The organism is Methylobacterium sp. Gmos3, assembly GCF_056430985.1.
The window spans coordinates 229,225-251,538 of the sequence record NZ_JBWJYL010000001.1; the positions used below are offsets into that span (position 1 = coordinate 229,225).

Genomic DNA, 22,314 nt, shown 5'->3' on the forward strand with positions numbered 1-22,314 from the left:
CGGTTCGAAAAATCTATAGCCAAGCTGCCATCAGGTGCTTTTCGGCACAAAAGCAAAGAATTGGCACTTGCCCACTTTTTGGGCAAATTCCGCATCGCAGTCGCGTTCGCCTAAGCCATGTTGCATGCGCGCCACATCTACGGCTCGGCGCGCGAATGCTTGGAACCATCTGAGAGGTACGTATTAATTCAATCGATACCTTTGGCGCCGAGCGGATCGCACCGAAATCCGCCATATCCCGACTGGGCGAGTCGCTCCGCCAGGGCCGGCAGGAAGACCAGCGCCTCGTCGGCGAGTCGCCACGGGGGGTTCACCACGATGAGACCGCTGCCGGAGAGGCGCGTCGGATCGTCGGGTCGCTCGATCAGCAGGTCGAGGCGCAGCGCCGGGCGGGCGAGGCCGGCATCGAGCTCGGCGGCCATCCGGTCGATCGCCGCCGCGTCCTTCACCGGGTACCACGCGAGGAAGATCCCGGTCGGCCATTTGGCCACCGCCTTGAGGAGATGCGCGCCGAGCCGCTCCACCTCGCCGGGCACCTCGTAGGGCGGGTCGATCAACACGAGGCCGCGCCGCTCGGGGGGCGGGATCTGCGCGTTCACCGCCGTCCAGCCGTCGAGATGGAGCACCTTGGTGCGCGAATCGCTGTTGTAGCGCTCCTTCAGCAGGGCGGCGTCCTGCGGATGCAGTTCCACGAACACGCCCCGGTCGCCCGGCCGCAGGAATTCCCGGATCACCGCCGGGGAGCCGGGATAGGCTTGGGCGCCGTAGCGCTCCTGCGTGGCCGCCACCACCGCTCGATAGGGCGCGAGCAGCGCCTCCACCGGCTCGGGAAACGGCTCGGCCAGCCGCCCCCAGCCCTCGGTCCACTCCCCCGTGCGGCGGGCCTCGTCCGCCCCGAGGTCGTAGATCCCGAGGCCGGCGAAGGCATCGAGCGCCCGGAACGGTTTGTCCTTAAGGCAAAGATGGGCGAGGACGCGGGCGAGCACGAGGTGCTTGAGGACGTCGGCGTGATTTCCCGCGTGGAAGGCGTGCCGGTAATTCATGGGCTTGGCTCAAGCCGATCCGGCGCCGCCCGTCCAGGGCCGAGCCCCGACATTTCGCCTCAGCGGGCCGGATCGAGGGCGATGTCCGGCGACCGGCAATTGCTGCGGGCGAGTTCGGGGCAGGAGGTGTAGCCGCGCAGATCCTTCGCGAAGCAGATCCGCACCTCGGTCAATTGACCCCGCGCGCAGTTGACCGACATCATGTCGGGCCGCAGGCCGCTGTTGGCGGCCACGAATTGCCGGGCGATCTCCACCGGCGCGAGCCTCTGCCCGCCGGCCTTCAGCCCATCGGGGATCGTCACCGCCAACCGCGCCTGCTTGACGGCCGAGAAATAGGAGGCCGGATCGAGGCCCGAGCAGGTGCCGTGCTTGCGCCACTCGTACCGGGCGAGACCCTCGCTCGGGTAGACCTGCCCCGCCACTTCCATCGCCTGCCGGGTGATGGGGCGCTGCACGGCGGAGCAATTCTGCGGGTAGCCGCGCGTGTATTGCGGCCAGAGCCCGTGCGCGACGAAGCCGAGGCCCCGTCCGGGGGCGCATTGCGGCTCGTCCCGGCGCGCGCCTTCGCCCTCGCAATAGGTCGGCGACCAGGACAGGGCGAGGACATAGAAATCGAAATCGCCCGGCGCGCCCTGGCGGCCGAACCCACCGTAATCCTGCGCGGCGGCGGGCAGCGACGCCAAAGCGGCCAGCGCTCCGAGGCCCGCGCGGATCGTAGACAGGCGCATCGCGGACGGTCCGCTCAGGGCCGCGCCATCCGGCAGGCGGTGGCGTAGGCGTAGGAGAGATCGCGGTCGAGGCCGTGGACGCAGAACTCGACGCCCCAGGTCATGCCGATGATGCCGAGGCTCTCGCGCACGGAATAATCGACCTTGCGGCGCAGGCCGTCCGAGGTGGTGGCGACCGCGCTGCAGAACCGGCGCGGGATGGCATCGAGGCCCCAGGGGCGCCACGCCGTCCGCTCGATCCTGTCGAAGGAGACGATGGTCATGGACGAGTTCCAGAACTTCGCTTCCTTCTCGGCGAAGTTCGTGGCCACCTTCTCCAGCACGTCCGGATCCTGGCAGCCCGGAATCTGCGCGTCGTAGGGGAAGACCCGCTCCTCGGCGGGCTCCACGTCCTCGCGGGCGGAGCGGGCCTCGGCGGCGCAGGCGGCTGTCAGGCCGAGCGCGAGCCCGAGGGTGAGGCGGACGAGAAAGGGGCGCATGACAAGGGTCCGAACCGGCATGATCGGACGATGGCCGGGGCGCGCCATCAGTCAAGCCGCCCCCACGCCGCGCGGGCGGATTGCCCGCCCGGTGAGGCCCACAGGCCACGGTGGCGCGTTGCCCGATCCCACGCAATGGATTATACTTAGATATAACACCGGAGGTTGTCCATGCATACGACGAACCTGCGCAAGGTCGGCGGCTCTGTAATGCTGACGGTGCCGCCGGCCCTGCTTGATCTCCTGAGTCTCGGCGCCGGATCGCGGGTGGCATTGGCCGTCGATAACGGGCGCCTCGTGGTCGAACCGCAGACACGGCCGCGCTACACGATGGCCGAATTGCTGGCCGCGTCGGACTATTCCGAGCCCCAGCCGCCCGAGGAGCGCGAATGGGTCGATGCGCCGTCCATCGGGGACGAGCCCCTGTGAAACGGGGCGACGTCTACATGGTCGACCTCGAACCGACCCGTGGCCACGAGCAGCGCGGGCACCGCCCGGTGGTGATCGTCTCGCCGGACGCATTCAACCGGACCACCGGCCTTCCGGTGATCGCGCCGATCACGACGGGCGGCGACTTCGCCCGCCGCATCGGCTTCGCCGTGCCCCTCACCGGCACGCAGACCAGTGGCGTCGTGCGCTGCGACCAGCCCCGCGTCCTCGACCTCACCGCCCGCAACGGCCGCCGGGTCGAAAGCCTGCCGGCGCCCATCCTGGACGAAGTCCTGGCGCGGATGGCGACGCTGTTCGAGTAGGGCGGTCCCTGCGCCCTACTTCGGCGCCGACGACGAGGCCGGGTCCGGTGGGGTGGCGGGGACGACGGGGGTCGCCTTCGTCCACCACAGGCCGATCAGGAGAATTCCCACGAAGATCGCGGCGATGAAGCCGCCGAGCATGAGGCGTCGCATGGGTCCGGTATAGGGCGGACCCGCCGGATCAGTAGATCGGCCCGTCGACGGAGGGCGGCGGTGCGCCGAGTTGCAGCGGCTCGCCGTATTCTTCGCCCGGCTCCTCCGGCACGGCGGCGACGCGCGGCGCCGGGCGGGGGGCGAAGCTCGGACGCGGCTGCACCGAGGTATAGGCCGAGGGAACCTGCGCCGGCACGCGGACGGGGGCGCGGGCCACCTGCGTCGGGCTCGCGGCCTTCGACATCGGCGCGACGCCGTAGGGATCGTCTTCCTCGATATCCACCGGGGCCTGCGGCGGCGCGGGCTGGCGCGGCGGCGGGACGGGCTTCGCGAGCGGGCGCGGGCCGTCGCCGCCGAGCTGCGGCGTGAACTTGATGAGCGGCTGGCAGATCCGGCGCAGGCCGCGCGGGTCGTGCCGGGCGAGATCGACGTGGATGTGGTCGTAGTGGAACACGTTCGAGCCCGGCGCCAGCACCGTCGTGAAGCGCTGGCACGCGCCCAGGAAGATCTCCCGGAGGAAGCCCTGCTCCGCCTCGGTGCCGCGCCATCCGCCCTTCACGGTGATGACATGGCCGTCCGCGAGCTTGAGCGACATCACGTCGATGGCATTGCCGAAGCCGTGTTCGGACAGCTTGGCGCCGGCCTGGTTGTTGCGGCCACGGCAGGAATAGGAGCCGGCGTTGATCTCGGCCACGGGCACGCCGAAATAGAGTTCGGCCGCCGGCTGAATCGTATCCGCGAGCCATGCCTCGGCCTCGGCGAGCGCCGGGCAGCCCAGGGTCATCCGCTGCTTGAGCAGTACGGAGCCGTTGCCGAGCCGCGTGACCCGGAAGGGCTGCTGCATCCCGCAAGGGCCGGGGCCGTCGATGGCGGCCGCCGGGGTGATGAATTCGGTCTGCGTCACCAGCTTCTTGGCGAGGCACACCTGCTCCGCCTGGTCACGCCACGGCTCGCGCCGCTCGAACCGGTTGACCGAGCAGGCCGTGAGGGCCGCCCCGAACAGGGCAAGGCCTGAGAACGCGAGAACGCTACGCCGCATGAACCGGACGTTGCGCACGATCCCGTAAACGCTTCGTCAAGCGCGAATTCGCTTTCCTGGCCAGTGTGGCATGGGACGATCCACGCCTTCGCGGTTGACAGGCCCCCGCCCTGGTCGACCAGATAGGCGATGCTTTCGATCCTCGATCTCCGCGCCCGTATCGCCGCCGGCGCCCTGACCCCGGCCGGCGCCGTCGACCTCTGCCGGGAGGCCATCGCCGCGCGCGATCCGGCCATTGGCGCCTTCGTCGCGATCGATCCCGATCCGGCCATCCCGCAGGACGGGCCGCTCGCGGGCATCGCGGTCGGCATCAAGGACATCATCGACACCGCCACCCTGCCGACGCAGCTCGGCACCGCGCTCTACGAGGGGTGGCGCCCGAAGGCGGACGCGGCCGTCGTGGCGCGGCTGAAGGAGCGCGGCGCGGTGGCGCTCGCCAAGACCACCACCACCGCCTACGCCAGCTCAGACCCCACCGAAACGCGCAATCCGCACGATCCCGGCCACACGCCGGGCGGGTCGTCGGCGGGCTCGGCGGCGGCGGTGGGCGCCGGCATGCTGCCGCTGGCTTTGGGCACCCAGACGGCGGGCTCGGTGATCCGCCCGGCGAGCTTCTGCGGCTGCGCGGCGATCAAGCCCTCCTTCCGGCTGATCCCGACGGTCGGTGTGAAGACGTGGTCCTGGGCCCTCGACACGGTCGGCCTGTTCGCGGCGGGCGTGGGCGATCTCGCCTATGCGCTCGCCGCCATCACCGGCCGGGACGGGATCGACGGGGAATCCGCGTCCAGCCCCCGCATCGCCCTCGTGCGGCAGGATTTCGCGGAGGCGCCCGAGCCCGCGGCCGAGGCGGCGCTCGCCACGGCCCGCGCCGCCGCCGAGCGGGCGGGCGCCCGCGTCTTCGACCTGGCGCTGCCGCAGGAACTGGCGCAGGCCTGGGAGCGCCACGGCGCCATCCAGGATTACGAGGCGCGGCAGGCGCTGGGCTGGGAGTTCACCGCCCATCGCGATAGCCTCCCGCCCGAGGTGAGGCGCAACCTCGAAGCGGGCGACGCGACCGCCCCCGCGACCTACGACGACGCCCGCCGCCACGCCCACCGGGCGAGGCGGGTGCTGAAGGGGCTGTTCGGCGAGTTCGACGCCATCCTCACCTTCTCGGCCCCCGGCCCGGCGCCGGTGAGCCTCGCCTCCACGGGCGATCCGCGCTTCAACCGGCTCTGGACGCTGATGGGCGTGCCCTGCGTGAACGTGCCGGTGCCCGGCGACGGCCTGCCGGTGGGCGTGCAGGTCATCGGCCGGTTCGGCGGCGACGGGCAAGTGCTCGCCGTCGCCAAGTTGATCGAGGGGGCAATGCGGGGGTGAGCCCCCCTCAATGCCCCGGATGCTCGCCGAGCGTGTCCTCGACGTAGAGCTGTTCGAGCAGCACCTTGATCACCGCGAGCAGCGGCAGGGCAAGCGCGATGCCCCATAGGCCGAAGATCACGCCGAGCACCAGCTGCCCGGCGAAGATCGTCGCCGGGGGGATGTCGAGCGCCCGCTTCTGGATGAAGGGCGTGAGCCCGTAGCTCTCCAGGCACTGCACCGCGAGGTAGACGCCGAGCGCCCCGAGCAGCGCCTTCGGCCCTGACGCCAGCGCGGCGAGCAGGATGACGAGGCCGGCCACCAGCGGCCCCACCGTGGGCACGAAGGCGAGGAGCCCCGCCTGCAGGCCGAGGATCAGCGCGCCGCCGATGCCGAGGAAGGCGAGGCCCGCCCAGGTGAACAGGAAGATCGCCGTCATGGTCAGCAACTGGCCGAACAGCCAGTGGCGCAGGGTCTCGCCCGCCCCGTCGAGCACCTTCGCCCCCCGGCGGCGCTTCGTGGGGGGTATGAAGCGCAGCACGCCGTCGCGGTAGCTGTGCGGGTCGGCGGCGAAGGCGGCACCGAGGAAGACGATGACGAGGAGGTTGCCCACGGCGTCCACGAGGCCGAGCACCACCGCCGTCGCCGGGCCGAGCACGCTGCCCGCGCTCGACAGGACCGAGCCGGAACTCTTGAGCAGCCCGGAGGCGAGGCCGCCGAGGCCGCTTTCCTGCTGGCCGGGCTCCCGCGCGGACCGGCCGTCATCCTTCGCCGGGCCGAGGAGGGGCACGTCGATCCCGTGGTCGGCGAGCCAGGTGTTCACGGAATCGGCCTGCGTCTTGATGGTGCTGCCGAGGTCACGCCCCTGTTGCGCGACGGTGGTGCCGCCATAGGTGGCGAAGCCGAGCGCCAGGAGCGCGACGGTGACGCTCGCCAGCGTCAGCCGCAGGCTGCGCGGCAGCGGCAGGACATAGGCGAGCGCCCGCGTCAGCCCATCGAGGAACACGCCCAGCAGCACGCCGGCGAAGATCAGGAGCAGCGTGCCCGCCGACATCCAGGCCAGGGCCAGGGCGGCGGTGAAGCAGACCACGGCGATGCCGGAGCCGGCGAGGGGGGCTGCCCCCCGCCATGGGCCGACCGGCCCGTTCAGGGCCTCGAGCTTCGATTCGGTCATCACGATCCCTGGCGGCCACTGAGCCCCACGTCGAACGCGTCGCAGGCCCGCCGGTCAACCCCTGGGCGACGAATGCGGGGGATGCGCGTTGATGCCCGGACCCATCACGCTCAGGAGCACCTCCGCATGGACAATTACGGCAGCACCCGGTTCAACCACCTCGCCCCCGGCGACAACATCGACAAGCGGGATCAGTTGAGCAGCGTGGTGCTGATGGGCCTCGCCATCGCGGGCGGCGCCGTTGCGCTGGTGCTCCTGTCGCTGATCGGCGGCTAGGACGCTACCAGCGCCCCGCCGCCGCGTCGTCGGCGGCGGTGGCCTCCACCCAGCCGCCGACCGTCCCGTCGGCCAGATGCTCGCGCTTCCAGAACGGCGCCCGCGTCTTCAGGTAATCCATCAGGAAGCTCGCCGCCTCGAAGGCCGCGATGCGATGGCCCGAGGCCGTCAGCACGAAGACGATGCCCTCGCCCGGCCGGACGAGCCCGTGCCGGTGGATGACGCGCACCGCCTGGAGCGGCCAGCGCGTTTCCGCCTCCTCGACCACCCGGCCGATCTCGGCCTCGGCCATGCCGGGGTAATGCTCCAGTTCGAGGGCGGCGAGGCGCCCCGCCTCGTCGCGGCACAGCCCCGAGAAGGTGACGACCGCCCCGGCCTTCCCCGCAAGCTCCGCCTCGACGCGGGCGACCTCCCGCGCGAGGTCGAAAGGCTCGGCCTGGATCGAGACCTTCGCGGGGGGCAGCGGAGATTCCATGGCGGACTTTCGGGGGCCGCCCCATGGGGCGCCTGACTGTTTGCGCTGCGCCCTATATGGCACGGAGGAGCCGGAGGCCGAACCGGGGCCGCGGGAGGCACGAGGCATCATGAACCCAGAGCTGACGCTGCCATACGAGGGCGAGACGCCGTCCTTCGCCAGCCGTCCGGTCTGGTGCGGGAGCGGCAGCACCGTGATCGGCGCGGCGCGGATCGGCGATCAGGCCTGGCTCGGGGACGCGGCGGTGATCCGCGCCGACGGGCAGCGCGTGACCCTGGGGGACCGGTTCTGGCTCGGCCACCGCTCGACCGTCCACATCGCCACCTTCACCCACGGCACGACCTGCGGCGACCGGGTGACGGTGGGGCGCAACAGCGTGCTCCATGCCTGCACGATCGGCTCGGACGTGGTGGTCGAGGACGACGTGGTGATCCTCGACGGGTCGAGCATCGGCGACGGCGCGGTGATCGAGGCGGGGGCCACGGTGTTCCCCCGCTCGGACCTCGCGGGGGGCTTCGCCTATGCCGGCAGCCCCGCCAAGGCGGTGCGCCCGATCGCGCCGGGGGAGGCGGCCGAGCGCGCCGAACGGGTCCGCGAGCGCAGCGCCGAGGGGCTCGGCGCCGATCCCGAGCCGCCGCAGGAGCTCGACCCGGACGTGTTCGTGGCCCGCACCGCGCGCCTGCGCGGGCGCGTCGGGCTGGGGGCGGGGGCGAGCGTGCTGTTCTGCTGCGCGCTGGAGGCCGAGGCCGGACCCATCGTGGTCGGCGCCGACACCAACATTCAGGACAACACGGTGATCCGCTCGCGGGGCGAGGGCGTGGTGATCGGGCGCGACACCACCATCGCGCACAATGTCCGCATCGCCGATTCCCGCATCGGCGCCCGCAGCCTCATCGGCATTGGTGCGGTCGTGGCACCGGGCACGCTGATCGCGGACGACGTGATGCTGGCGGCGGGGTCCACCACCGATCCCGGCCAGATCCTCGAATCCGGCCATCTCTGGGGCGGCCGCCCCGCGCGGATCCTCGGCCCCCTCGACGCCGAGCGGCGCTCGATGATGCTGCGCATCGTGGAGAGCTATTGCCGCCACGGTCGCGAGTACCGGGCGGCGCAGGAGGCGATGGCGGGGTAGCGACCGCGCCCGCCGTCATTGCGAGCGAAGCGAAGCAATCCAGGGCCGCGCCACGTCCGGATACGGCCCGCCACCCTGGATTGCTTCGTGCCTCGCAATGACGGCGAGAGGGGAAGCGCCCCTCAGTGCTGCAGGATCTTCGACAGGAAGGTCTGCGCGCGCTCGGAGCGGGGGCTGCCGAAGAACTCGTCCTTCGTGGCGTCCTCGACGATTTCGCCTCGGTCCATGAAGATCACCCGGTCGGCGACCTTGCGGGCGAAACCCATCTCGTGGGTCACGACCATCATGGTCATGCCCTCCTTGGCGAGCTCCACCATCACGTCGAGCACCTCGCCCACCATCTCCGGGTCGAGAGCCGAGGTCGGCTCGTCGAACAGCATCACCACCGGGTTCATGGCGAGCGCGCGGGCGATGGCCACGCGCTGCTGCTGGCCGCCGGAGAGCTGGCCGGGGAACTTGTGCGCGTGGGCGCCGAGGCCGACGCGGGCGAGCAGATCGAGGCCGCGCTTCTTGGCATCCTCGGCGCTGCGGCCGAGCACCTTGCGCTGGGCGATGGTGAGGTTGTCGGTGATCGTCAGGTGCGGGAACAGCTCGAAATGCTGGAACACCATGCCGACCCGCGAGCGCAGCTTCGGCAGGTTGGTGGACTTGTCGAGCACCTTGGTGCCCGCCACCGTGATCTGACCCTTCTGGAAGGGCTCCAGGGCGTTCACGCACTTGATGAGCGTCGACTTGCCCGAGCCCGAGGGGCCGCAGACCACCACCACCTCGCCCTTGGCGACCTTGGTGGTGCAATCGGTCAGTACCTTGAAGTCGCCATACCATTTGCTGATGGCGTCGATGGCGATCATCGTCTCGCCCGGCGCGCCCTTCGGCAGGCCGGAGACGAGGCCGCCCGACTGCAGGCCCGCGTCCTTCGGGGCGTGGTCGGCGTCGACGGCGGGCTGCGAGGCGGTCGGGGCCGGCATCGGGGAAGAGGTCATGGTGAAAGTCCCCTGATCAGCGGATGATGGCGACGCGGCGCTGCAGGCGACGCACGAGGAACGAGGCGGCGAAGCAGATCGCAAAGTAGACGATCGCCGCGAAGATATACATCTCCACCAGACGCCCGTCGCGCTGGGCCACCTTCGAGGCCGCGCCCATGAAATCGGTGAGCGAGAGCACGTAGACCAGCGACGTATCCTGGAAGAGCACGATGGTCTGGGTCAGCAGCAGCGGCAGCATGTTGCGGAAGGCCTGGGGCAGGACGACATTGCCCATCGTCTGCCAGTAATTCATGCCGAGCGCCTGCGCGGCACCGGTCTGCCCCTTCGGGATCGACTGGATGCCCGCGCGCATGATCTCGGCGAAGTAGGCCGCCTCGAACGCCGTGAAGGTGATGAGCGCCGAGGGGAAGGCGCCGACCTGGATCGGCGTCGAGGCGCCGACCACGTAGGCGCCGATATACGGCACGAGGAAGTAGAACCAGAAGATCACCAGCACGAGGGGCAGCGAGCGGCACAGCTCGACATAGCCCTTGGCGAGGTGCCAGAGGCCGGGGATCCCCGAGAGGCGGGCCATCGCGAGCAGGGTGCCGAGCACCACGCCCCCCGCCGCCGCCATGGCGGTGAGCGACAGGGTGAAGACCATGCCCGTCCCGAACAGGTAGGGCAGGGCGGTCAGGATGACGGAGAAATCGAAGTTCGAGAGCATCGCGGCCTGCGCATCATCGCCGCCTCGTCGGCGGCCGGTTGCAGCGGGGTTCGGGCGGTCAGCGCTGCCCGGGGATGGTGACGGCGCGTTCGAGGAGGCTTGCGCAGACGACGACCACGAGGTTGATCGCCACGTAGAGGAGCGTCGCGGCGGTGAAGGCCTCGAACACCTGGAAGGAGAATTCCTGCATCGAGCGCGCCCGGCCGGTGAGTTCGAGCAGGCCGATGGTCAGCGCCACCGACGTGTTCTTGAGGTTGTTCAGGAACTCGGAGGTCAGCGGCGGCAGGATGATGCGGTAGGCGTTTGGCAGCAGCACGTAGCGGTAGGTCTGCCAGGTGGTGAAGCCCATGGCCGTGCCCGCCATCCGCTGGCCGCGCGGCAGGGCCTGGATGCCGGCGCGGACCTGCTCGGCGACGCGGGAGGCGGTGAAGAAGCCCAGGCACACCACCGCCGTGTAGAACGGCGCGTCGGGCAGCTGCTTGATGGAATCCCCGAGCTGGCGGGGCAGCACCTCCGGCAGCACGAAGTACCAGAGGAACATCTGCACCAGCAGCGGCACGTTGCGGAAGATCTCGACATAGGTCGTGCCGATGGCGTTCGCCGCCTTGCTCGGCAGGGTGCGCAGCACGCCGATGAGCGAGCCGAGGGTGAAGGCGATCACCCAGGCGCAGAGCGCGGTCACGATGGTCCAGTACAGGCCGGACAGGAGCATGTCCGCGTAGGTGCCGGTCCCTTCGGGGGACTGGTCGAAGAAGATGCTCCAGTTCCAATTGTAGTTCATCGCGACATGTCTACCAAGAGAGGGCGTCTTACTGATGATGTCCCACCCTCACCCTCATCCTGAGGTGCTGCGCAGCAGCCTCGAAGGAGGGTTCCAGTGGGCGCCGCGATCCCTGGAGCCCTCCTTCGAGGCCCGCTCGCGCGGGCACCTCAGGATGAGGAAGGGGCTTGGAACCCCGAACCAGTCTCGGCACCGTGGAGGCGCCCCGCGGGTCGTGCCGCGGGGCGCTTGTTCAGACGCGAAGGCTCAGTAGGCAGCCGGATCGGCGCTGTCGATCGGCTTGGTGAACTGCTTCTTCATCTCGTCGCTCATCGGCAGGTTCAGGTTGATGTTGCGCGGCGGGATCGGCTGCGTGAACCACTTGTCGTAGAGCGCCTTGCCCTCGGGGCTGGTGTAGAGCTTGGCGGTCGCCTCGTCCGCGACGGCCTTGAACGGCGCGTCGTCCTTGCGGAGCATGATGCCGTAGGGCTCCGGCTTCGAGAGCGCTTCCTTGGAGATCTCGTAAGCGCCCGGATCCTTGGAGGAGGCGACGAGGGAGGCGAGGAGCACGTCGTCCATCACGAAGGCGACGGCGCGGCCGGTCTCGACCATCAGGAACGCCTCGGCGTGGTCCTTGGCGGGCAGGATGGTCAGTCCGAGCTTCTTCTCGGTGTTGGCCTCGTTGATCTGCCGGATGTTCGTGGTGCCGGAGGTCGAGACGACGGTCTTGCCCTTCAGGTCCTCGAGCGTGTGCAGGTTGTTCGACTTCTTCGAGACGAAGCGCGTCGCGGTGAGGAAGTGGCTGTTGGTGAAGCCCACCTGCTTCTGCCGGTCGGCATTGTTGGTGGTCGACCCGCATTCGAGGTCGATCGTGCCGTTGGCCATCAGCGGGATGCGGGTCGCCGACGTGACCGGGTTGAGCCGCACGTCGAGCTTCGGCAGGCCGAGCTTGGCCTTCACCGCGTCGGCGATCTTGTAGCAGATGTCCATGGCGTAGCCGACGGGCTTCTCGTCGCCGCCGAGATAGGAGAACGGCACGGAGGAGTCGCGGTAGCCGATGGTGATGGCCCCGGAATCCTTGACCTTCTTGAGGGTGCCCGTCAGGTCTTCGGCCTGGGCGGCGAGGGGGGCGACGGCGAGGCTCAGGCCGAGCGCCGCGGCGAGGCCACGGCGTGCGTTAACGAACTGCATCGGTACGGAACTCCTGGGTCTGGCCGAACGCGGTCGGCAGGCGGTGTCGGGTGCAGGCCCGCCCGCTCGAGCGGGGCCTTTGCAACGTTGATGCCGGATAGGCGAAGGAAAATAAGGAATACCGGCGAGCGAGCGATCCCTGGACCGGGGACCGGGCCGTCCTGAACCGCATCGCTCCATCCAGAGCCACAATCGCCGCCTCTCCGACACTCGGAGCCGGGCCGAGCGCCCGCGCGAGCGGCATGTTGCATGTTTTTCGGGCGGGTGCATCGGGGCGCACGCCGGAGCCCACAGCCTCCGACTGACGATCCGGCCGGTTTCGCAATGCAAAAGCCGCCCCGTGGCTGGACGGGACGGCTTCCAAGCTAGGTTCGCGAAAGGTTACTGGGTCAATTCATTACCGGCATAGCCGATCTGGCCGTCGGCACCCTTCTTCCACTCGTAGATCACGTAGTCGGGCTTGGTGATATCGCCCTTCTTGTCGAAGGAGATCGGGCCGATCACCGTCTGGAACGGCTTGCCCTCGCGCATGTAGGCGGCGACCTTCTTGCCATCGGTGGACTTCGCGCCTTCGATGGCCTGCTTGAAGATCTGCGCGGCGGCGTAGGCGTAGAGGGTGTAGCCCTCCGGATCGATGCCCTTCGCCTTGAACGCGGCGACCACGTCCTTGGCGGCGGGCTTCTTGCGCGCGTCCGGCGGGAAGGTGGTGAGCGTGCCCTCGGCGGCCGGGCCGGCGATGGCGACGAGTTCGCGGTCCACCATGCCGTCGCCGCCCATCATCGGCGCCTTCAGGCCCTGGTCGCGCATCTGGCGCAGGATCAACCCCGCCTCGGTGTAGTAGCCGCCGAAATAGACGATATCGATGCCGTTCTGCTTCAGCTTGGAGACGAGGGCGGAATAATCCTTCTCGCCGGGGTTGATACCCTCCATGAGGGTTTCCTTGCCGCCCTTGGCCTTGAACGCCTTCAGGGTCTCATCGGCCAGACCCTTGCCGTAGGGGGTCTTGTCGTGGACGAAGGCGACCTTCTTCCCCTTGTACTTGTCGGCGAGGTAGTCGCCGGCCACGGTCCCCTGCTGGTCGTCGCGGCCGCAATCGCGGAACGTGTTCCACAGGCCGCGCTCCGTGTACTTCACGTTGGTGGAGCCGGGGCTGATCGCGACGACGCCGGCATCGGCGTAGACGTCCGAGGCCGGGATCGAGACGCCGGAATTGAAGTGGCCGACCACGAACTTCACCTTGTCGGAGGCGAACTTGTTGGCCACCGAGACGCCCTGCTTCGGATCGGACGCGTCGTCGCCCACGCTCAGCTCGACCTTCTGGCCGTTGATGCCGCCGGCCTTGTTGAAGTCCTCCACGGCCTGGGTGGTGCCGTTCTTGAGCTGCGCGCCGAAGGCCGCGCTGTTGCCGGTGATCGGCGCGCCCACCCCCATCTTGACCTGCGCCAGGGCAGGGCCGGAACTCAGCACGCCGAGCGCAAGGCCCGCCAGAAGTATCGATCGCATCGCCACACTCCCCTGTCTGCACCCGGAAAGGCCGGGTGGAACGAGTTGCCGAAAGCTCAAGGACTCAACGCGGACGCCATGTCAGCGGTGAGGTCTTCTCGAAGAGCCAGCGGTACTGGCTCGTCATCTGGCGGGTCCGCGTGGTGCGGAAGCCCGCCGAGCCGATCAGCAGCACCACCAGCGCGTCCACGGCGTAGTAATGGGCCGAGAGCAGCGTCCCGCCGAACAGGGCGAAGTGGATGAAGCGCACCGCCGCCGCCACGAGGAGCAGGGCCGGCACGCAATGCCAGTAGGGCCGCCAGCCCTTGGCGATGCCCCGCGCCGCCATCCAGCCGGCCCAGCCGCCCATCACCACCGTGACGAGGAGGAACAGCCAGACCGAGCCTTCCTCGAACAGCAGGCCGTCAAGCATGGTCGCCCCCCGCAGGCGCGGCGTGGCCGCCTTCGAGATAGGCCGCCTTCACCGAGGGGTCGTCCAGCAATTGCCGGCCGGTGCCGCTCATGGTGATGCGCCCGTTCACCAGCACGTAGCCGCGATGGGCGAGCTTGAGGGCGTGGTAGGCGTTCTGCTCCACGAGGAAGATGGTCATCCCGTCCTCCCGGTTGAGGCGGCGGATCGCGTCGAAGATGCCCTTCACCACCAGCGGCGCGAGGCCGAGCGACGGCTCGTCCAGCAGCAGCAGCTTCGGCCGGCTCATCAGCGCGCGGGCGATGGCGAGCATCTGCTGCTCGCCGCCGGACATGGTGCCGGCGCGCTGGTGCAGCCGCTCGCCGACGCGGGGAAACAGGGTGACGACCTTCTCCAGGTCCTCCGCGAAGAACCGCCCGCCATGGAGGGCGGCGCCCATCTGCAGGTTCTCGTGCACGCTCATGCGCGGGAAGACCCGGCGGCCCTCCGGCGACTGGGCGATCCCGAGGCGGGCAATCTCGTGGGTCGGCACGCGGGTGATGTCCCGGCCCTCGTAGGTGATGGTGCCCGAACGCGCCTGGGGCGAGCCGAACACGGTCATCATCAGGGTCGACTTGCCGGCACCGTTGGCGCCGATCAGCGTGACGATCTCGCCCTCGCCGACATCGAGATCGACGCCCCTCAGGGCGGCGACGCTGCCGTAATAGGTCGAGACCCCGCGCACCGCGAGGAGCGGCGGCGTGCCCCCCGCCTGGATCGCGCGGGTCTCCTCCACGAGCACGTTGATGCCGGCGACGCTCAACGGTCGGCCCTCATGCCGGATGCCCTTCGTGCGGCAGGGACAGGCCCACCTCGGCCTCCACCGCCTCGACCTCCTCGTCCTCGACGCCGAGATAGGCGGCGATGACGCTCGGGTTGGTGCGGATCTCCTCCGGCGTACCGTCGGCGATCTTCTTGCCGTAGTCGAGCACCACGATGTGGTCGGAGATCTCCATCACCACCGACATGTCGTGCTCGATGAGCAGGACCGAGGTGCCCTCGTGGTCGCGGATGTGCCGGAGCAGGGCGTTCAGTTCCAGCGACTCGCGCGGATTCAGGCCGGCGGCGGGCTCGTCGAGGCAGAGCAGCACCGGATCGGTGCACATCGCCCGCGCGATCTCCAGCCGCCGCTGCGCGCCGTAGGGCAGGCTCCCCGCCGGCTCGTCGGCCCGCGCGAGCAGGTCGATCCGCGTGAGCCAGCCCTTGGCCTTCTCGACCGCCGCCGCCTGCGCGTCGCGAAACCCCTTGAAGCCGAGGAGCCCCAGCACCGTGTAGCCGGAGGCGCGCATCAGCGTCTTGTGCTGGGCCACCAGCAGGTTTTCCAGCACCGTCATGCCGGGGAACAGGCGGATGTTCTGGAAGGTCCGCGCCACCCGCGCCGTTCGGTTCACCTCATGATTCGGCAGGCGCTCCAGAAGGTGCGCGCTGCCGTCCTCGTGGGTGAGGGTCAGCATCCCCTCGGTCGGCTTGTAGAAGCCGGTGATGCAGTTGAAGACCGTCGTCTTGCCGGCCCCGTTCGGGCCGATCAGCGCGGTGATGTCGCCCCGGCGCGCCTCGAAGGACAGGTCGGCGATGGCGGTCAGCCCGCCGAAGCGCATGGTCAGGTGATCGACCGTGAGGACGGGGGCCGCCATCAGCCGTGCCCCTCGCTCACATGGGCGCCGGAGATCGCGCGCCGCTCACCCAATGTCACCGAGGGCATCCGCACCGAGATGAGCCCGCGCGGGCGCCAGACCATCATCGCCACCATGGCGAGGCCGAACAGGAGGAGCCGGTACTCGTTGGGGTCGAACCCCTCGCCGAACACCGCCTTCAGGCCGCCGAGGTTGCGCAGCATTTCGGGGCCGGCGACCATCGCCACGGCCGCGATGGCGACGCCGAACTGGCTGCCCATGCCGCCGAGCACCACGATCGCCAGGATGATCGCGCTTTCCAGGAAGGTGAAGCTCTCCGGCGAGATGAAGCCCTGCCGCACGGCGAAGAACGAGCCGGCGATGCCGCCGAAGGCCGCGCCCAGCGCGAAGGCCGTGAGCTTCGTCGCCGTGGTGTCGATGCCGAGGGAGCGGCAGGCGATCTCGTCCTCGCGCAGGGCCTCCCAGGCGCGGCCGATGGGCAGGCGGCGCAGGCGCAGGGTCACCAGGTTGGTGATCAGCGCCAGCGCGAGGATCAGGTAGTAGAGGAACACGACCCGGTGCATCGAATCGTATTCGAGCCCCAGCTTCGCGGCGAACCCGTCCTCGTCCGCCGAGAAGGGAATGCCGAAGAAGGTCGCGCGCGGAATCGAGGACACCCCCGCCGCGCCGCCGGTCACGTCCGTCCAGTTGATCAGGACGAGGCGGATGATCTCGCCGAAGGCCAGCGTCACGATGGCGAGGTAATCGCCCCGCAGGCGCAGGACGGGGAAGCCCAGCAGCATCCCCCACAGGCCGGCGAACAGCCCGGCCAGCGGCAGGCAGATCCAGAAGGATAGGCCGAAGGTGGTGGAGAGCAGCGCGTAGGAATAGGCGCCGACCGCGTAGAAGGCGACGTAGCCGAGGTCGAGGAGCCCCGCGAGGCCGACGACGATGTTCAGCCCCCAGCCGAGCATCACGTAGGTGAGGATGAGGATGCCGAGGTCGATCCAGTAGCGGGCCGAGCCGAGATCGCCGGTGGCGAGCGTCGCCAGCACCGGCAGCGAGACCGCCACCGCCACGAAGGCCATGAGGCCGAATTTCGACACCTTCTGCCCGGCATCGGGCTCGCCCCCCACGGCCTCGGTGGCCTGGGCGGGGGAGGGGGTGAGCGCCCGCCGCGCGTCCCGGCGCAACAGGAGCAGGCGCTGGCCGAGGCGGACGCCGAAGGTGATCGCGCAAAGGATCGCCACCAGCCCCCAGCGGGGCACGAGGACGAGGTCGCTCCCCGGCCCCGGATCCATCCGGTAGGCGATGAGCGGGACGCAGAGGCCGAAGGCGACGAGGGCGCAGAGGGCGGCATCGCGCAGGATCGCGCCCATCGCGCTGTCCGGCAGGGCGGCGGTGGCGGGGCGGGTCATCAGACCTTCTCGACCTCAGGCCGCCCGAGGATCCCCGAGGGCATGAAGATGAGCGTGATCGCCAGGATCGAGAAAGCGGCCACGTCCTTGTATTCGATGGAGAAATAGGCCGACCAGAAGGTCTCGATCAGGCCGATGATCAGCCCCCCGAGCACCGCGCCGGGCAGGGAGCCGATGCCCCCCAGCACCGCCGCCGTGAAGGCCTTCACGCCGGGCACGAACCCGTCCGAGAACGATACCACGCCGTAATACATCACGTAGAGCACCCCCGCGACCGCCGCGAGGGCGGCGCCGAGGACGAAGGTCAGCGAGATCGTCCGGTCCACGTCGATGCCGAGCAGCGCGGCCATCTTCCGGTCCTGCTCGCAGGCCCGCTGGGCGCGCCCGAACGGCGTCCGCTGGACGAGGTACCAGAAGCCCGTCAGCAGCACCGCCGTCACCGCCATGATGAGGCATTGCTTGTAGGACAGGAACACCGTGTACCCGTCGCGCTCCAGCACGGTGATGCCCCCCGAGAAGACCGGCGGCATCGACTTGTTGCGGGCGCCCTGCACCACCTGCACGAAGTTCGACAGGAAGATCGAGACGCCGATGGCCGAGATCAGCGGGGCGAGGCGGAAGGAGCCGCGCAGCGGCCGGTAGGCGACCCGCTCGATGGCCCACCCCCAGAGGGCGGTGAGCACCATGGCCACCACGAGGACGATCAGGAAGGCCAGCACGATCGAGGAGATGCCGAGCCACGTCGTCAGCAGCAGGAAGACGATCAGCGCGATGAAGCAGGAAACCATGAAGACGTCGCCATGGGCGAAGTTCACCATGCCGATGATGCCGAAGACCATCGTATAGCCGATGGCGATCAACCCGTAGATCGAGCCGAGCGTCAGGCCGTTGATGAGCTGCTGCAGGAAGACGTCCATGCACCCGTCCGTGTGATGCCCCGGCGATTGGTCATCGTCCGGTGCAGGTCCGCAAGACCCGTACCGCAAGCGTAGCCTCGACGCCACCGCCCCCCCGGGAGGGTCATCGACACAAAACCGGGCATTTGCCGCATAAATTTCAGCATCCGGGCTTGCGGATGGCACGGTCTCTGCTCGACCGTTACGAGAAGTTGTAACAAATCGACCCGGGCGGGTGCGGGGAGGGTTCAGCAATGGCCGGATCGAGACTGACGACACTCATCTTTATCGGCATGGTTCTCGGCATCGCGGTCGGGTACGCTTGCAGTATCACGTGGCCCGATCCCAACACCGCCAAGGAGATCGCCGGTTACATCGCGCTGGTGTCCGACATCTTCCTGCGGCTGATCAAGATGATCATCGCGCCGCTGGTGTTTTCGACGCTGGTCGTGGGCATCGCGCATATGGGCGATACTGCCGCCGTCGGCCGCGTCGGCGGCAAGGCGCTGCTGTGGTTCGTGGGCGCCTCGTTCTGCTCGCTCCTCCTCGGCCTCATGCTGGTGAACCTGCTCCAGCCCGGTCACAACCTGAACTTGCCTCTGCCTGACGCCGGAGCGGGCACCGGCCTGAAGGCCGCCTCGCTCTCCCTGAAGGAGTTCGTCACCCACCTCGTGCCCAAGAGCGCGGTGGAGGCGATGGCCAACAACGAGATCCTGCAGATCGTGGTCTTCTCGATCTTCTTCGGCGTGGCGCTCGCCGCCCTCGGGGAGAAGGGGCAGTTCCTCGCCAAGGGGATCGAGGGCGTCGCCGACGTGATGCTCAAGGTCACGGGCTACGTGATGATGTTCGCCCCCGTGGCGGTCTTCGCGGCCATCGCGGCGACCATCACCACCCAGGGCATCGGTGTTCTCATCACCTACGGCAAGTTCATGCTGATGTTCTACTTCGGGCTGTTCTGCCTGTGGGTGCTGCTGATGGGGGTCGGCGCCCTGCTCGTCGGCGGGGGCGGGATCAGCCGGCTGGTGAATCTCATCAAGGAGCCGTTCGTGCTCGCCTTCTCCACCGCGTCGAGCGAAGCGGCCTATCCGAAGCTGCTCTCGAACCTCGAACAATTCGGCGTGCCGAACAAGATCACCTCGTTCGTGCTGCCGATGGGGTACTCCTTCAACCTGGACGGCTCGATGATGTACTGCACCTTCGCGGTGATGTTCATCGCGCAGGCCTACAACATCCCGCTGAGCTGGACGCAGCAATTCACGATGCTGCTCCTCCTGATGGTTACATCGAAAGGCATGGCCGGCGTGCCCCGCGCCTCCCTGGTGGTGATCTCGGCGACCCTGTCGCAGTTCAACATCCCCGAGGCGGGGCTGCTGCTGATCATCGGCATCGACCAGTTCCTCGACATGGGCCGGTCGGCGACCAACGTGCTCGGCAACAGCATCGCCACCGTCGCGGTGGCGAAGTGGGAGGGCCAGCTCACCCTGGAGGACCAGCGCCTCGATCACGTCCCCGGCGCGGCCGCGCCGGCGGAGTAGGGCAGGGAAGGGGATGGCCGACATGGGTACGCGGAACAGGGTCCTCGCCCTCGCGCTCGCGTTGACGCTGGCCGCCCGCCCCGCGGTGGCGGTGGAGGTTTTGACCGGCGCCCTCAAGACCGCCGCCGAGCGGGGTGAGATCGTGATCGGCTACCGGGAGAGCTCGATCCCCTTCTCCTTCGTGGAGGGCAAGCGGGCGGACGGCACGCCACGGGTGGTGGGCTACGCCATCGACCTGTGCGGCGAGATCGTGGACGACGTGCAGAAGGCGGTCGGCCGCCCCCTCAAGGTGCGCTACGAGCCTGTCACCTCCGAGACCCGCATCGCCGCGATCACCTCCGGCACGATCGATCTCGAATGCGGCTCCACCACCGCCAATGCCGAGCGGCGCAAGCAGGTCGCTTTCTCGCCGGTGGATTTCATCAGCGCCACGAAGCTTCTCGTGCGCAAGGATTCCCCGCTCCGCTCCTACCGGGATCTGGCCGGACGGACGGTGGTCGTCACCGCCGGCACCACCAACGAGCGCATCCTGCGCGATCTGCTCGCCCGCCTGAAGATCGATGCGCAGGTGATCACCGCCCCGGACCACGCCGCCTCCTTCGCCCTGGTGAAGGCGGGCAAGGCCGATGCCTTCGCCCTGGACGACATCCTCCTCTACGGCCTCATCGCCACCGATCCGGCGGACGGCGCCTCCTACACGGTGCTGCCGGACAAGCTGTCCTTCGAGCCCTACGGCATCATGTTCCGCAAGGACGACCCGGAATTCGCCGCCCTCGTCTCGGACACATTCACCCGGCTGGCGGAAAGCCGCGAGCTGCGCTGGACCTACGAGCGCTGGTTCCTCAAGCGCCTGCCGAACGGCGAGCGCCTCGACGTGCCGATGTCGGACGACCTGCGGGTGAGCTTCCAGCTGATGGGGCTGGACGCGGGGCAATAGGGCGCCTCGCTTTCGCCCAACGGACGGGCGAACAAGCGCGGGTTCACCCTTCGTTGACCCATCGCCGCGAGCGTGCCGCCCATGTCGACCGCCGCCCTTCGCAGCCTCCTCATCGGCGCCGCCTGCTGTGCCGCCACGGTCGCGCAGGCCCATCCCCACGTCTGGGTCACCGCCAAGGCGCAGGTCGCCTACGCCGACGGCAAGGTCGCGGGCATCCGCCACGCCTGGACGTTCGATCCGGAATACTCGGCCTTCGTCACGCAAGGACTCGACGCCAACAAGGACGGCAAGCTCACCCCCGACGAGTTGGCCTCCCTCGCGGCCACGAACACCGAGAACCTCGCCGAGTTCGGCTATTTCACGAAGCTCAAGGTCGCCGGCAAGGAACAGGCCTTCGCCGAGCCCCGCGAGGCGGCGATGCACATGGACGGCAACGCCCTTACGCTCAGCTTCCTCCTGCCGCTCAAGAGCCCGGCGGCGCCGGGACGGGGCGTGGCGGCGCTCGAGGTCTACGACCCGACCTTCTTCGTCTCCTTCGGCTTCGCGGAGGGGCAGGATGCGGTGACGCTGACGGGGGCGCCGCCGGGCTGCACCGCCTCGGTCACACGGCCGAAGAACGATCAGGCGAAGGTCGCCGACGCCAAGACGGGCATGAGCGAAGCGTTCTTCGAAGCTCTCACCGCCGCCTCGAATTACGGCGAGCAATTCGCCAACAGGGTGATCGTCGCATGTCCGTAGGGCTCGGCCTCGCCCCCGCGGCGCCCGTCTCGCGCCTGCCGCGTCGCCTCGCGCTGATGGCCGGGGCCATCGTCCTGGCGACCCTGCTCGTCGCCCTGCTGGCGTGGCTCATCGCCCCCGGCCTCGCCGCCCCGCCGCCGCGCTCGCCCTTCGGCATCGGCTTCCGCGAGGCGGCCCCCGCCGCCACCGGGCTCGGCGGGCTCATCCTCTCGCTGCAAGCGAGCTTTTCGCGGGCGATGAACGCCGCCGTCACCGCCCTCAAGGGCGGCGGCGACTGGACGCCGCTGATCGGGCTCGCCTTCGCCTACGGCGTCTTCCACGCCGCCGGCCCGGGGCACGGCAAGGCCGTCATCGCCGGCTACATCCTGGCGGGGGAGCGCGCCTTCCGCCTCGGCTGCGCGCTCAGCGCCTGCGCCGCCCTGCTGCAGGCCGCCGTGGCGATGGCGCTGGTGGGGGTCGGCAGCCTCGTGCTCCACGCCACCGCCGCGACCATGACGCGGGCCGGCACCTTCATCGAGACAGCAAGCTTCGCCCTGGTCGCCGCCGCCGGTCTCGCCCTGACATGGCGCAAGGCCGGACAGCTCGCGGCGGGTGAGCCGGCGCAATCCGCCTGCGGGCCGGATTGCGCCCACATGCCGGATGCCGAGCGCATCGAGGCGGCGCGATCCTGGCGGGCGCGGGCGGGAATCGTCGTCGCGGCGGGTTCGCGGCCCTGTGCCGGGGCGGTGCTGGTGCTGGTCTTCGCCCTGGCGCAGGGCGTGCCGCTCGCCGGCATCCTCGCCGTCCTCGCCATGGCGGTGGGCACCGCTCTCACCACCACGGCGCTCGCGGCGCTCGCCGTCTTCGCCAAGCGCGCCGCCCTGGCGCTCGCTGGAGGGCGCGGGCAGGCCGGGGCGATGGCGATCGGTGGCCTCGAATTGCTGGCCGCCGCCTTCGTGCTGGTGCTGGGCGCGGCCATGCTCGCCGGTGTCGCCACAGGCGTCGGTGGCTAGGG

26 protein-coding genes are annotated in these 22,314 nt (G+C 69.4%); 9 read left to right on the forward strand and 17 right to left on the reverse strand.

Annotated elements, in window-relative coordinates; genetic code table 11:
- Nucleotides 1-188 precede the first annotated feature (188 nt).
- The 3 genes from ACS5Q7_RS01175 to ACS5Q7_RS01185 are packed head-to-tail and all read right to left on the reverse strand — an operon-like array spanning nucleotide 189 to nucleotide 2,250.
- Nucleotides 189-1,043, reverse strand: coding sequence for a 23S rRNA (adenine(2030)-N(6))-methyltransferase RlmJ (locus ACS5Q7_RS01175; protein ID WP_478337598.1), 855 nt, complete (start codon nucleotides 1,041-1,043; stop codon nucleotides 189-191).
- A 59-nt stretch (nucleotides 1,044-1,102) separates the two neighbouring features.
- Nucleotides 1,103-1,771 (reverse strand): ribonuclease T2 family protein, encoded by a 669-nt coding sequence (locus ACS5Q7_RS01180; protein ID WP_478337599.1) that lies wholly within the window; start codon nucleotides 1,769-1,771, stop codon nucleotides 1,103-1,105.
- Between the two features lie 14 nt (nucleotides 1,772-1,785).
- Nucleotides 1,786-2,250, reverse strand: a complete 465-nt coding sequence (locus tag ACS5Q7_RS01185) for a hypothetical protein (RefSeq protein WP_478337600.1) — start codon at nucleotides 2,248-2,250, stop codon at nucleotides 1,786-1,788.
- Nucleotides 2,251-2,421: 171 nt separating this feature from the next.
- On the opposite strand from ACS5Q7_RS01185, the gene ACS5Q7_RS01190 reads away from it, so the two are divergent.
- Nucleotides 2,422-2,679 carry an AbrB/MazE/SpoVT family DNA-binding domain-containing protein gene (locus ACS5Q7_RS01190; RefSeq protein WP_478337601.1) on the forward strand — a complete coding sequence of 86 codons (258 nt, stop codon included), beginning with the start codon at nucleotides 2,422-2,424 and terminating at the stop codon, nucleotides 2,677-2,679.
- A complete protein-coding gene (locus ACS5Q7_RS01195; RefSeq protein WP_478337602.1) occupies nucleotides 2,676-3,002 on the forward strand; it encodes a type II toxin-antitoxin system PemK/MazF family toxin in 327 nt (108 codons plus the stop codon). The genes ACS5Q7_RS01190 and ACS5Q7_RS01195 overlap by 4 nt, the downstream gene beginning before the upstream one ends.
- Before the next feature lie 15 nt (nucleotides 3,003-3,017).
- On the opposite strand, the gene ACS5Q7_RS01200 is transcribed toward ACS5Q7_RS01195, so the two are convergent.
- Both ACS5Q7_RS01200 and ACS5Q7_RS01205 read right to left on the reverse strand, forming a co-directional pair.
- Entirely contained in the window at nucleotides 3,018-3,155 is a 138-nt protein-coding gene (locus tag ACS5Q7_RS01200; protein WP_478337603.1) for a hypothetical protein, read from the reverse strand.
- Between the two features lie 28 nt (nucleotides 3,156-3,183).
- On the reverse strand, nucleotides 3,184-4,194 hold the full coding sequence (locus ACS5Q7_RS01205) for an extensin-like domain-containing protein (RefSeq protein WP_478337604.1): 1,011 nt from the start codon (nucleotides 4,192-4,194) through the stop codon (nucleotides 3,184-3,186).
- 129 nt (nucleotides 4,195-4,323) lie between these two features.
- On the opposite strand from ACS5Q7_RS01205, the gene ACS5Q7_RS01210 reads away from it, so the two are divergent.
- On the forward strand, nucleotides 4,324-5,553 hold the full coding sequence (locus ACS5Q7_RS01210) for an amidase (RefSeq protein WP_478337605.1): 1,230 nt from the start codon (nucleotides 4,324-4,326) through the stop codon (nucleotides 5,551-5,553).
- A gap of 7 nt (nucleotides 5,554-5,560) precedes the next feature.
- Here the strand turns inward: ACS5Q7_RS01210 and ACS5Q7_RS01215 are convergent, their stop codons facing one another.
- Nucleotides 5,561-6,706: an AI-2E family transporter gene (locus tag ACS5Q7_RS01215; RefSeq protein ID WP_478337606.1), complete on the reverse strand. Its 1,146-nt coding sequence runs from the start codon at nucleotides 6,704-6,706 to the stop codon at nucleotides 5,561-5,563.
- 126 nt (nucleotides 6,707-6,832) lie between these two features.
- On the opposite strand from ACS5Q7_RS01215, the gene ACS5Q7_RS01220 reads away from it, so the two are divergent.
- A complete protein-coding gene (locus ACS5Q7_RS01220; protein ID WP_478337607.1) occupies nucleotides 6,833-6,982 on the forward strand; it encodes a hypothetical protein in 150 nt (49 codons plus the stop codon).
- Nucleotides 6,983-6,986: 4 nt separating this feature from the next.
- On the opposite strand, the gene ACS5Q7_RS01225 is transcribed toward ACS5Q7_RS01220, so the two are convergent.
- Nucleotides 6,987-7,457, reverse strand: coding sequence for a molybdenum cofactor biosynthesis protein MoaE (locus tag ACS5Q7_RS01225; RefSeq protein WP_243956255.1), 471 nt, complete (start codon nucleotides 7,455-7,457; stop codon nucleotides 6,987-6,989).
- 109 nt (nucleotides 7,458-7,566) lie between these two features.
- On the opposite strand from ACS5Q7_RS01225, the gene ACS5Q7_RS01230 reads away from it, so the two are divergent.
- A complete protein-coding gene (locus ACS5Q7_RS01230) occupies nucleotides 7,567-8,589 on the forward strand; it encodes a gamma carbonic anhydrase family protein (RefSeq protein ID WP_478337608.1) in 1,023 nt (340 codons plus the stop codon).
- Nucleotides 8,590-8,711: 122 nt separating this feature from the next.
- On the opposite strand, the gene ACS5Q7_RS01235 is transcribed toward ACS5Q7_RS01230, so the two are convergent.
- The 10 genes from ACS5Q7_RS01235 to ACS5Q7_RS01280 all read right to left on the reverse strand — a co-directional run bounded on the left by ACS5Q7_RS01235 (nucleotide 8,712) and on the right by ACS5Q7_RS01280 (nucleotide 18,131).
- On the reverse strand, nucleotides 8,712-9,440 hold the full coding sequence (locus ACS5Q7_RS01235) for an amino acid ABC transporter ATP-binding protein (RefSeq protein ID WP_478338005.1): 729 nt from the start codon (nucleotides 9,438-9,440) through the stop codon (nucleotides 8,712-8,714).
- A 148-nt stretch (nucleotides 9,441-9,588) separates the two neighbouring features.
- Nucleotides 9,589-10,281 carry an amino acid ABC transporter permease gene (locus ACS5Q7_RS01240; RefSeq protein ID WP_478337609.1) on the reverse strand — a complete coding sequence of 231 codons (693 nt, stop codon included), beginning with the start codon at nucleotides 10,279-10,281 and terminating at the stop codon, nucleotides 9,589-9,591.
- Between the two features lie 58 nt (nucleotides 10,282-10,339).
- On the reverse strand, nucleotides 10,340-11,062 hold the full coding sequence (locus tag ACS5Q7_RS01245) for an amino acid ABC transporter permease (RefSeq protein ID WP_478337610.1): 723 nt from the start codon (nucleotides 11,060-11,062) through the stop codon (nucleotides 10,340-10,342).
- A 246-nt stretch (nucleotides 11,063-11,308) separates the two neighbouring features.
- The gene (locus ACS5Q7_RS01250; RefSeq protein WP_478337611.1) at nucleotides 11,309-12,232 is read right to left on the reverse strand and encodes an amino acid ABC transporter substrate-binding protein; all 924 of its coding nucleotides are present in this window, start codon (nucleotides 12,230-12,232) and stop codon (nucleotides 11,309-11,311) included.
- 381 nt (nucleotides 12,233-12,613) lie between these two features.
- Nucleotides 12,614-13,735 carry a branched-chain amino acid ABC transporter substrate-binding protein gene (locus tag ACS5Q7_RS01255; protein ID WP_478337612.1) on the reverse strand — a complete coding sequence of 374 codons (1,122 nt, stop codon included), beginning with the start codon at nucleotides 13,733-13,735 and terminating at the stop codon, nucleotides 12,614-12,616.
- Between the two features lie 64 nt (nucleotides 13,736-13,799).
- Nucleotides 13,800-14,147 carry a DUF6867 family protein gene (locus tag ACS5Q7_RS01260; protein ID WP_478337613.1) on the reverse strand — a complete coding sequence of 116 codons (348 nt, stop codon included), beginning with the start codon at nucleotides 14,145-14,147 and terminating at the stop codon, nucleotides 13,800-13,802.
- On the reverse strand, nucleotides 14,140-14,946 hold the full coding sequence (locus ACS5Q7_RS01265; protein WP_478337614.1) for an ABC transporter ATP-binding protein: 807 nt from the start codon (nucleotides 14,944-14,946) through the stop codon (nucleotides 14,140-14,142). Before ACS5Q7_RS01265 ends, ACS5Q7_RS01260 begins: the two co-directional genes overlap by 8 nt.
- Nucleotides 14,947-14,956: 10 nt before the next feature.
- Nucleotides 14,957-15,817 (reverse strand): ABC transporter ATP-binding protein, encoded by an 861-nt coding sequence (locus ACS5Q7_RS01270; protein WP_478337615.1) that lies wholly within the window; start codon nucleotides 15,815-15,817, stop codon nucleotides 14,957-14,959.
- Complete coding sequence (gene livM, locus ACS5Q7_RS01275) at nucleotides 15,817-17,214, reverse strand: high-affinity branched-chain amino acid ABC transporter permease LivM (protein ID WP_478337616.1); 1,398 nt, start codon at nucleotides 17,212-17,214, stop codon at nucleotides 15,817-15,819. Before livM ends, ACS5Q7_RS01270 begins: the two co-directional genes overlap by 1 nt.
- Complete coding sequence (locus tag ACS5Q7_RS01280) at nucleotides 17,214-18,131, reverse strand: branched-chain amino acid ABC transporter permease (protein ID WP_478337617.1); 918 nt, start codon at nucleotides 18,129-18,131, stop codon at nucleotides 17,214-17,216. Before ACS5Q7_RS01280 ends, livM begins: the two co-directional genes overlap by 1 nt.
- Nucleotides 18,132-18,364: 233 nt before the next feature.
- Between ACS5Q7_RS01280 and ACS5Q7_RS01285 the strand changes: the two genes are divergently transcribed.
- The 4 genes from ACS5Q7_RS01285 (at nucleotide 18,365) to ACS5Q7_RS01300 (ending at nucleotide 22,312) form a co-directional block, all read left to right on the forward strand.
- Nucleotides 18,365-19,645, forward strand: coding sequence for a dicarboxylate/amino acid:cation symporter (locus ACS5Q7_RS01285; RefSeq protein ID WP_478337618.1), 1,281 nt, complete (start codon nucleotides 18,365-18,367; stop codon nucleotides 19,643-19,645).
- A gap of 22 nt (nucleotides 19,646-19,667) precedes the next feature.
- Nucleotides 19,668-20,582 (forward strand): amino acid ABC transporter substrate-binding protein, encoded by a 915-nt coding sequence (locus tag ACS5Q7_RS01290; protein ID WP_478337619.1) that lies wholly within the window; start codon nucleotides 19,668-19,670, stop codon nucleotides 20,580-20,582.
- A gap of 81 nt (nucleotides 20,583-20,663) precedes the next feature.
- Nucleotides 20,664-21,320: a DUF1007 family protein gene (locus ACS5Q7_RS01295; RefSeq protein ID WP_478337620.1), complete on the forward strand. Its 657-nt coding sequence runs from the start codon at nucleotides 20,664-20,666 to the stop codon at nucleotides 21,318-21,320.
- Nucleotides 21,311-22,312 (forward strand): nickel/cobalt transporter, encoded by a 1,002-nt coding sequence (locus ACS5Q7_RS01300; protein WP_478337621.1) that lies wholly within the window; start codon nucleotides 21,311-21,313, stop codon nucleotides 22,310-22,312. Before ACS5Q7_RS01295 ends, ACS5Q7_RS01300 begins: the two co-directional genes overlap by 10 nt.
- Nucleotides 22,313-22,314 lie beyond the last annotated feature (2 nt).

Excerpts from the sequence above, each read along its gene's own strand:
- ACS5Q7_RS01260 (WP_478337613.1), bottom strand. The coding sequence starts at position 14,147 with ATGCTTGACGGCCTGCTGTTCGAGGAAGGCTCGGTCTGGCTGTTCCTC.
- ACS5Q7_RS01205 (WP_478337604.1), bottom strand. The coding sequence starts at position 4,194 with ATGCGGCGTAGCGTTCTCGCGTTCTCAGGCCTTGCCCTGTTCGGGGCG.
- ACS5Q7_RS01255 (WP_478337612.1), bottom strand. The coding sequence starts at position 13,735 with ATGCGATCGATACTTCTGGCGGGCCTTGCGCTCGGCGTGCTGAGTTCC.
- ACS5Q7_RS01300 (WP_478337621.1), top strand. The coding sequence starts at position 21,311 with ATGTCCGTAGGGCTCGGCCTCGCCCCCGCGGCGCCCGTCTCGCGCCTG.
- ACS5Q7_RS01220 (WP_478337607.1), top strand. The coding sequence starts at position 6,833 with ATGGACAATTACGGCAGCACCCGGTTCAACCACCTCGCCCCCGGCGAC.
- ACS5Q7_RS01180 (WP_478337599.1), bottom strand. The coding sequence starts at position 1,771 with ATGCGCCTGTCTACGATCCGCGCGGGCCTCGGAGCGCTGGCCGCTTTG.
- ACS5Q7_RS01295 (WP_478337620.1), top strand. The coding sequence starts at position 20,664 with ATGTCGACCGCCGCCCTTCGCAGCCTCCTCATCGGCGCCGCCTGCTGT.
- ACS5Q7_RS01280 (WP_478337617.1), bottom strand. The coding sequence starts at position 18,131 with ATGGACGTCTTCCTGCAGCAGCTCATCAACGGCCTGACGCTCGGCTCG.
- ACS5Q7_RS01285 (WP_478337618.1), top strand. The coding sequence starts at position 18,365 with ATGGCCGGATCGAGACTGACGACACTCATCTTTATCGGCATGGTTCTC.
- ACS5Q7_RS01215 (WP_478337606.1), bottom strand. The coding sequence starts at position 6,706 with ATGACCGAATCGAAGCTCGAGGCCCTGAACGGGCCGGTCGGCCCATGG.
- ACS5Q7_RS01190 (WP_478337601.1), top strand. The coding sequence starts at position 2,422 with ATGCATACGACGAACCTGCGCAAGGTCGGCGGCTCTGTAATGCTGACG.
- ACS5Q7_RS01235 (WP_478338005.1), bottom strand. The coding sequence starts at position 9,440 with ATGATCGCCATCGACGCCATCAGCAAATGGTATGGCGACTTCAAGGTA.
- ACS5Q7_RS01245 (WP_478337610.1), bottom strand. The coding sequence starts at position 11,062 with ATGAACTACAATTGGAACTGGAGCATCTTCTTCGACCAGTCCCCCGAA.
- ACS5Q7_RS01240 (WP_478337609.1), bottom strand. The coding sequence starts at position 10,281 with ATGCTCTCGAACTTCGATTTCTCCGTCATCCTGACCGCCCTGCCCTAC.
- ACS5Q7_RS01225 (WP_243956255.1), bottom strand. The coding sequence starts at position 7,457 with ATGGAATCTCCGCTGCCCCCCGCGAAGGTCTCGATCCAGGCCGAGCCT.
- ACS5Q7_RS01230 (WP_478337608.1), top strand. The coding sequence starts at position 7,567 with ATGAACCCAGAGCTGACGCTGCCATACGAGGGCGAGACGCCGTCCTTC.
- ACS5Q7_RS01185 (WP_478337600.1), bottom strand. The coding sequence starts at position 2,250 with ATGCGCCCCTTTCTCGTCCGCCTCACCCTCGGGCTCGCGCTCGGCCTG.
- ACS5Q7_RS01270 (WP_478337615.1), bottom strand. The coding sequence starts at position 15,817 with ATGGCGGCCCCCGTCCTCACGGTCGATCACCTGACCATGCGCTTCGGC.
- ACS5Q7_RS01210 (WP_478337605.1), top strand. The coding sequence starts at position 4,324 with ATGCTTTCGATCCTCGATCTCCGCGCCCGTATCGCCGCCGGCGCCCTG.
- ACS5Q7_RS01290 (WP_478337619.1), top strand. The coding sequence starts at position 19,668 with ATGGGTACGCGGAACAGGGTCCTCGCCCTCGCGCTCGCGTTGACGCTG.
- ACS5Q7_RS01250 (WP_478337611.1), bottom strand. The coding sequence starts at position 12,232 with ATGCAGTTCGTTAACGCACGCCGTGGCCTCGCCGCGGCGCTCGGCCTG.
- ACS5Q7_RS01175 (WP_478337598.1), bottom strand. The coding sequence starts at position 1,043 with ATGAATTACCGGCACGCCTTCCACGCGGGAAATCACGCCGACGTCCTC.
- livM (WP_478337616.1), bottom strand. The coding sequence starts at position 17,214 with ATGACCCGCCCCGCCACCGCCGCCCTGCCGGACAGCGCGATGGGCGCG.
- ACS5Q7_RS01200 (WP_478337603.1), bottom strand. The coding sequence starts at position 3,155 with ATGCGACGCCTCATGCTCGGCGGCTTCATCGCCGCGATCTTCGTGGGA.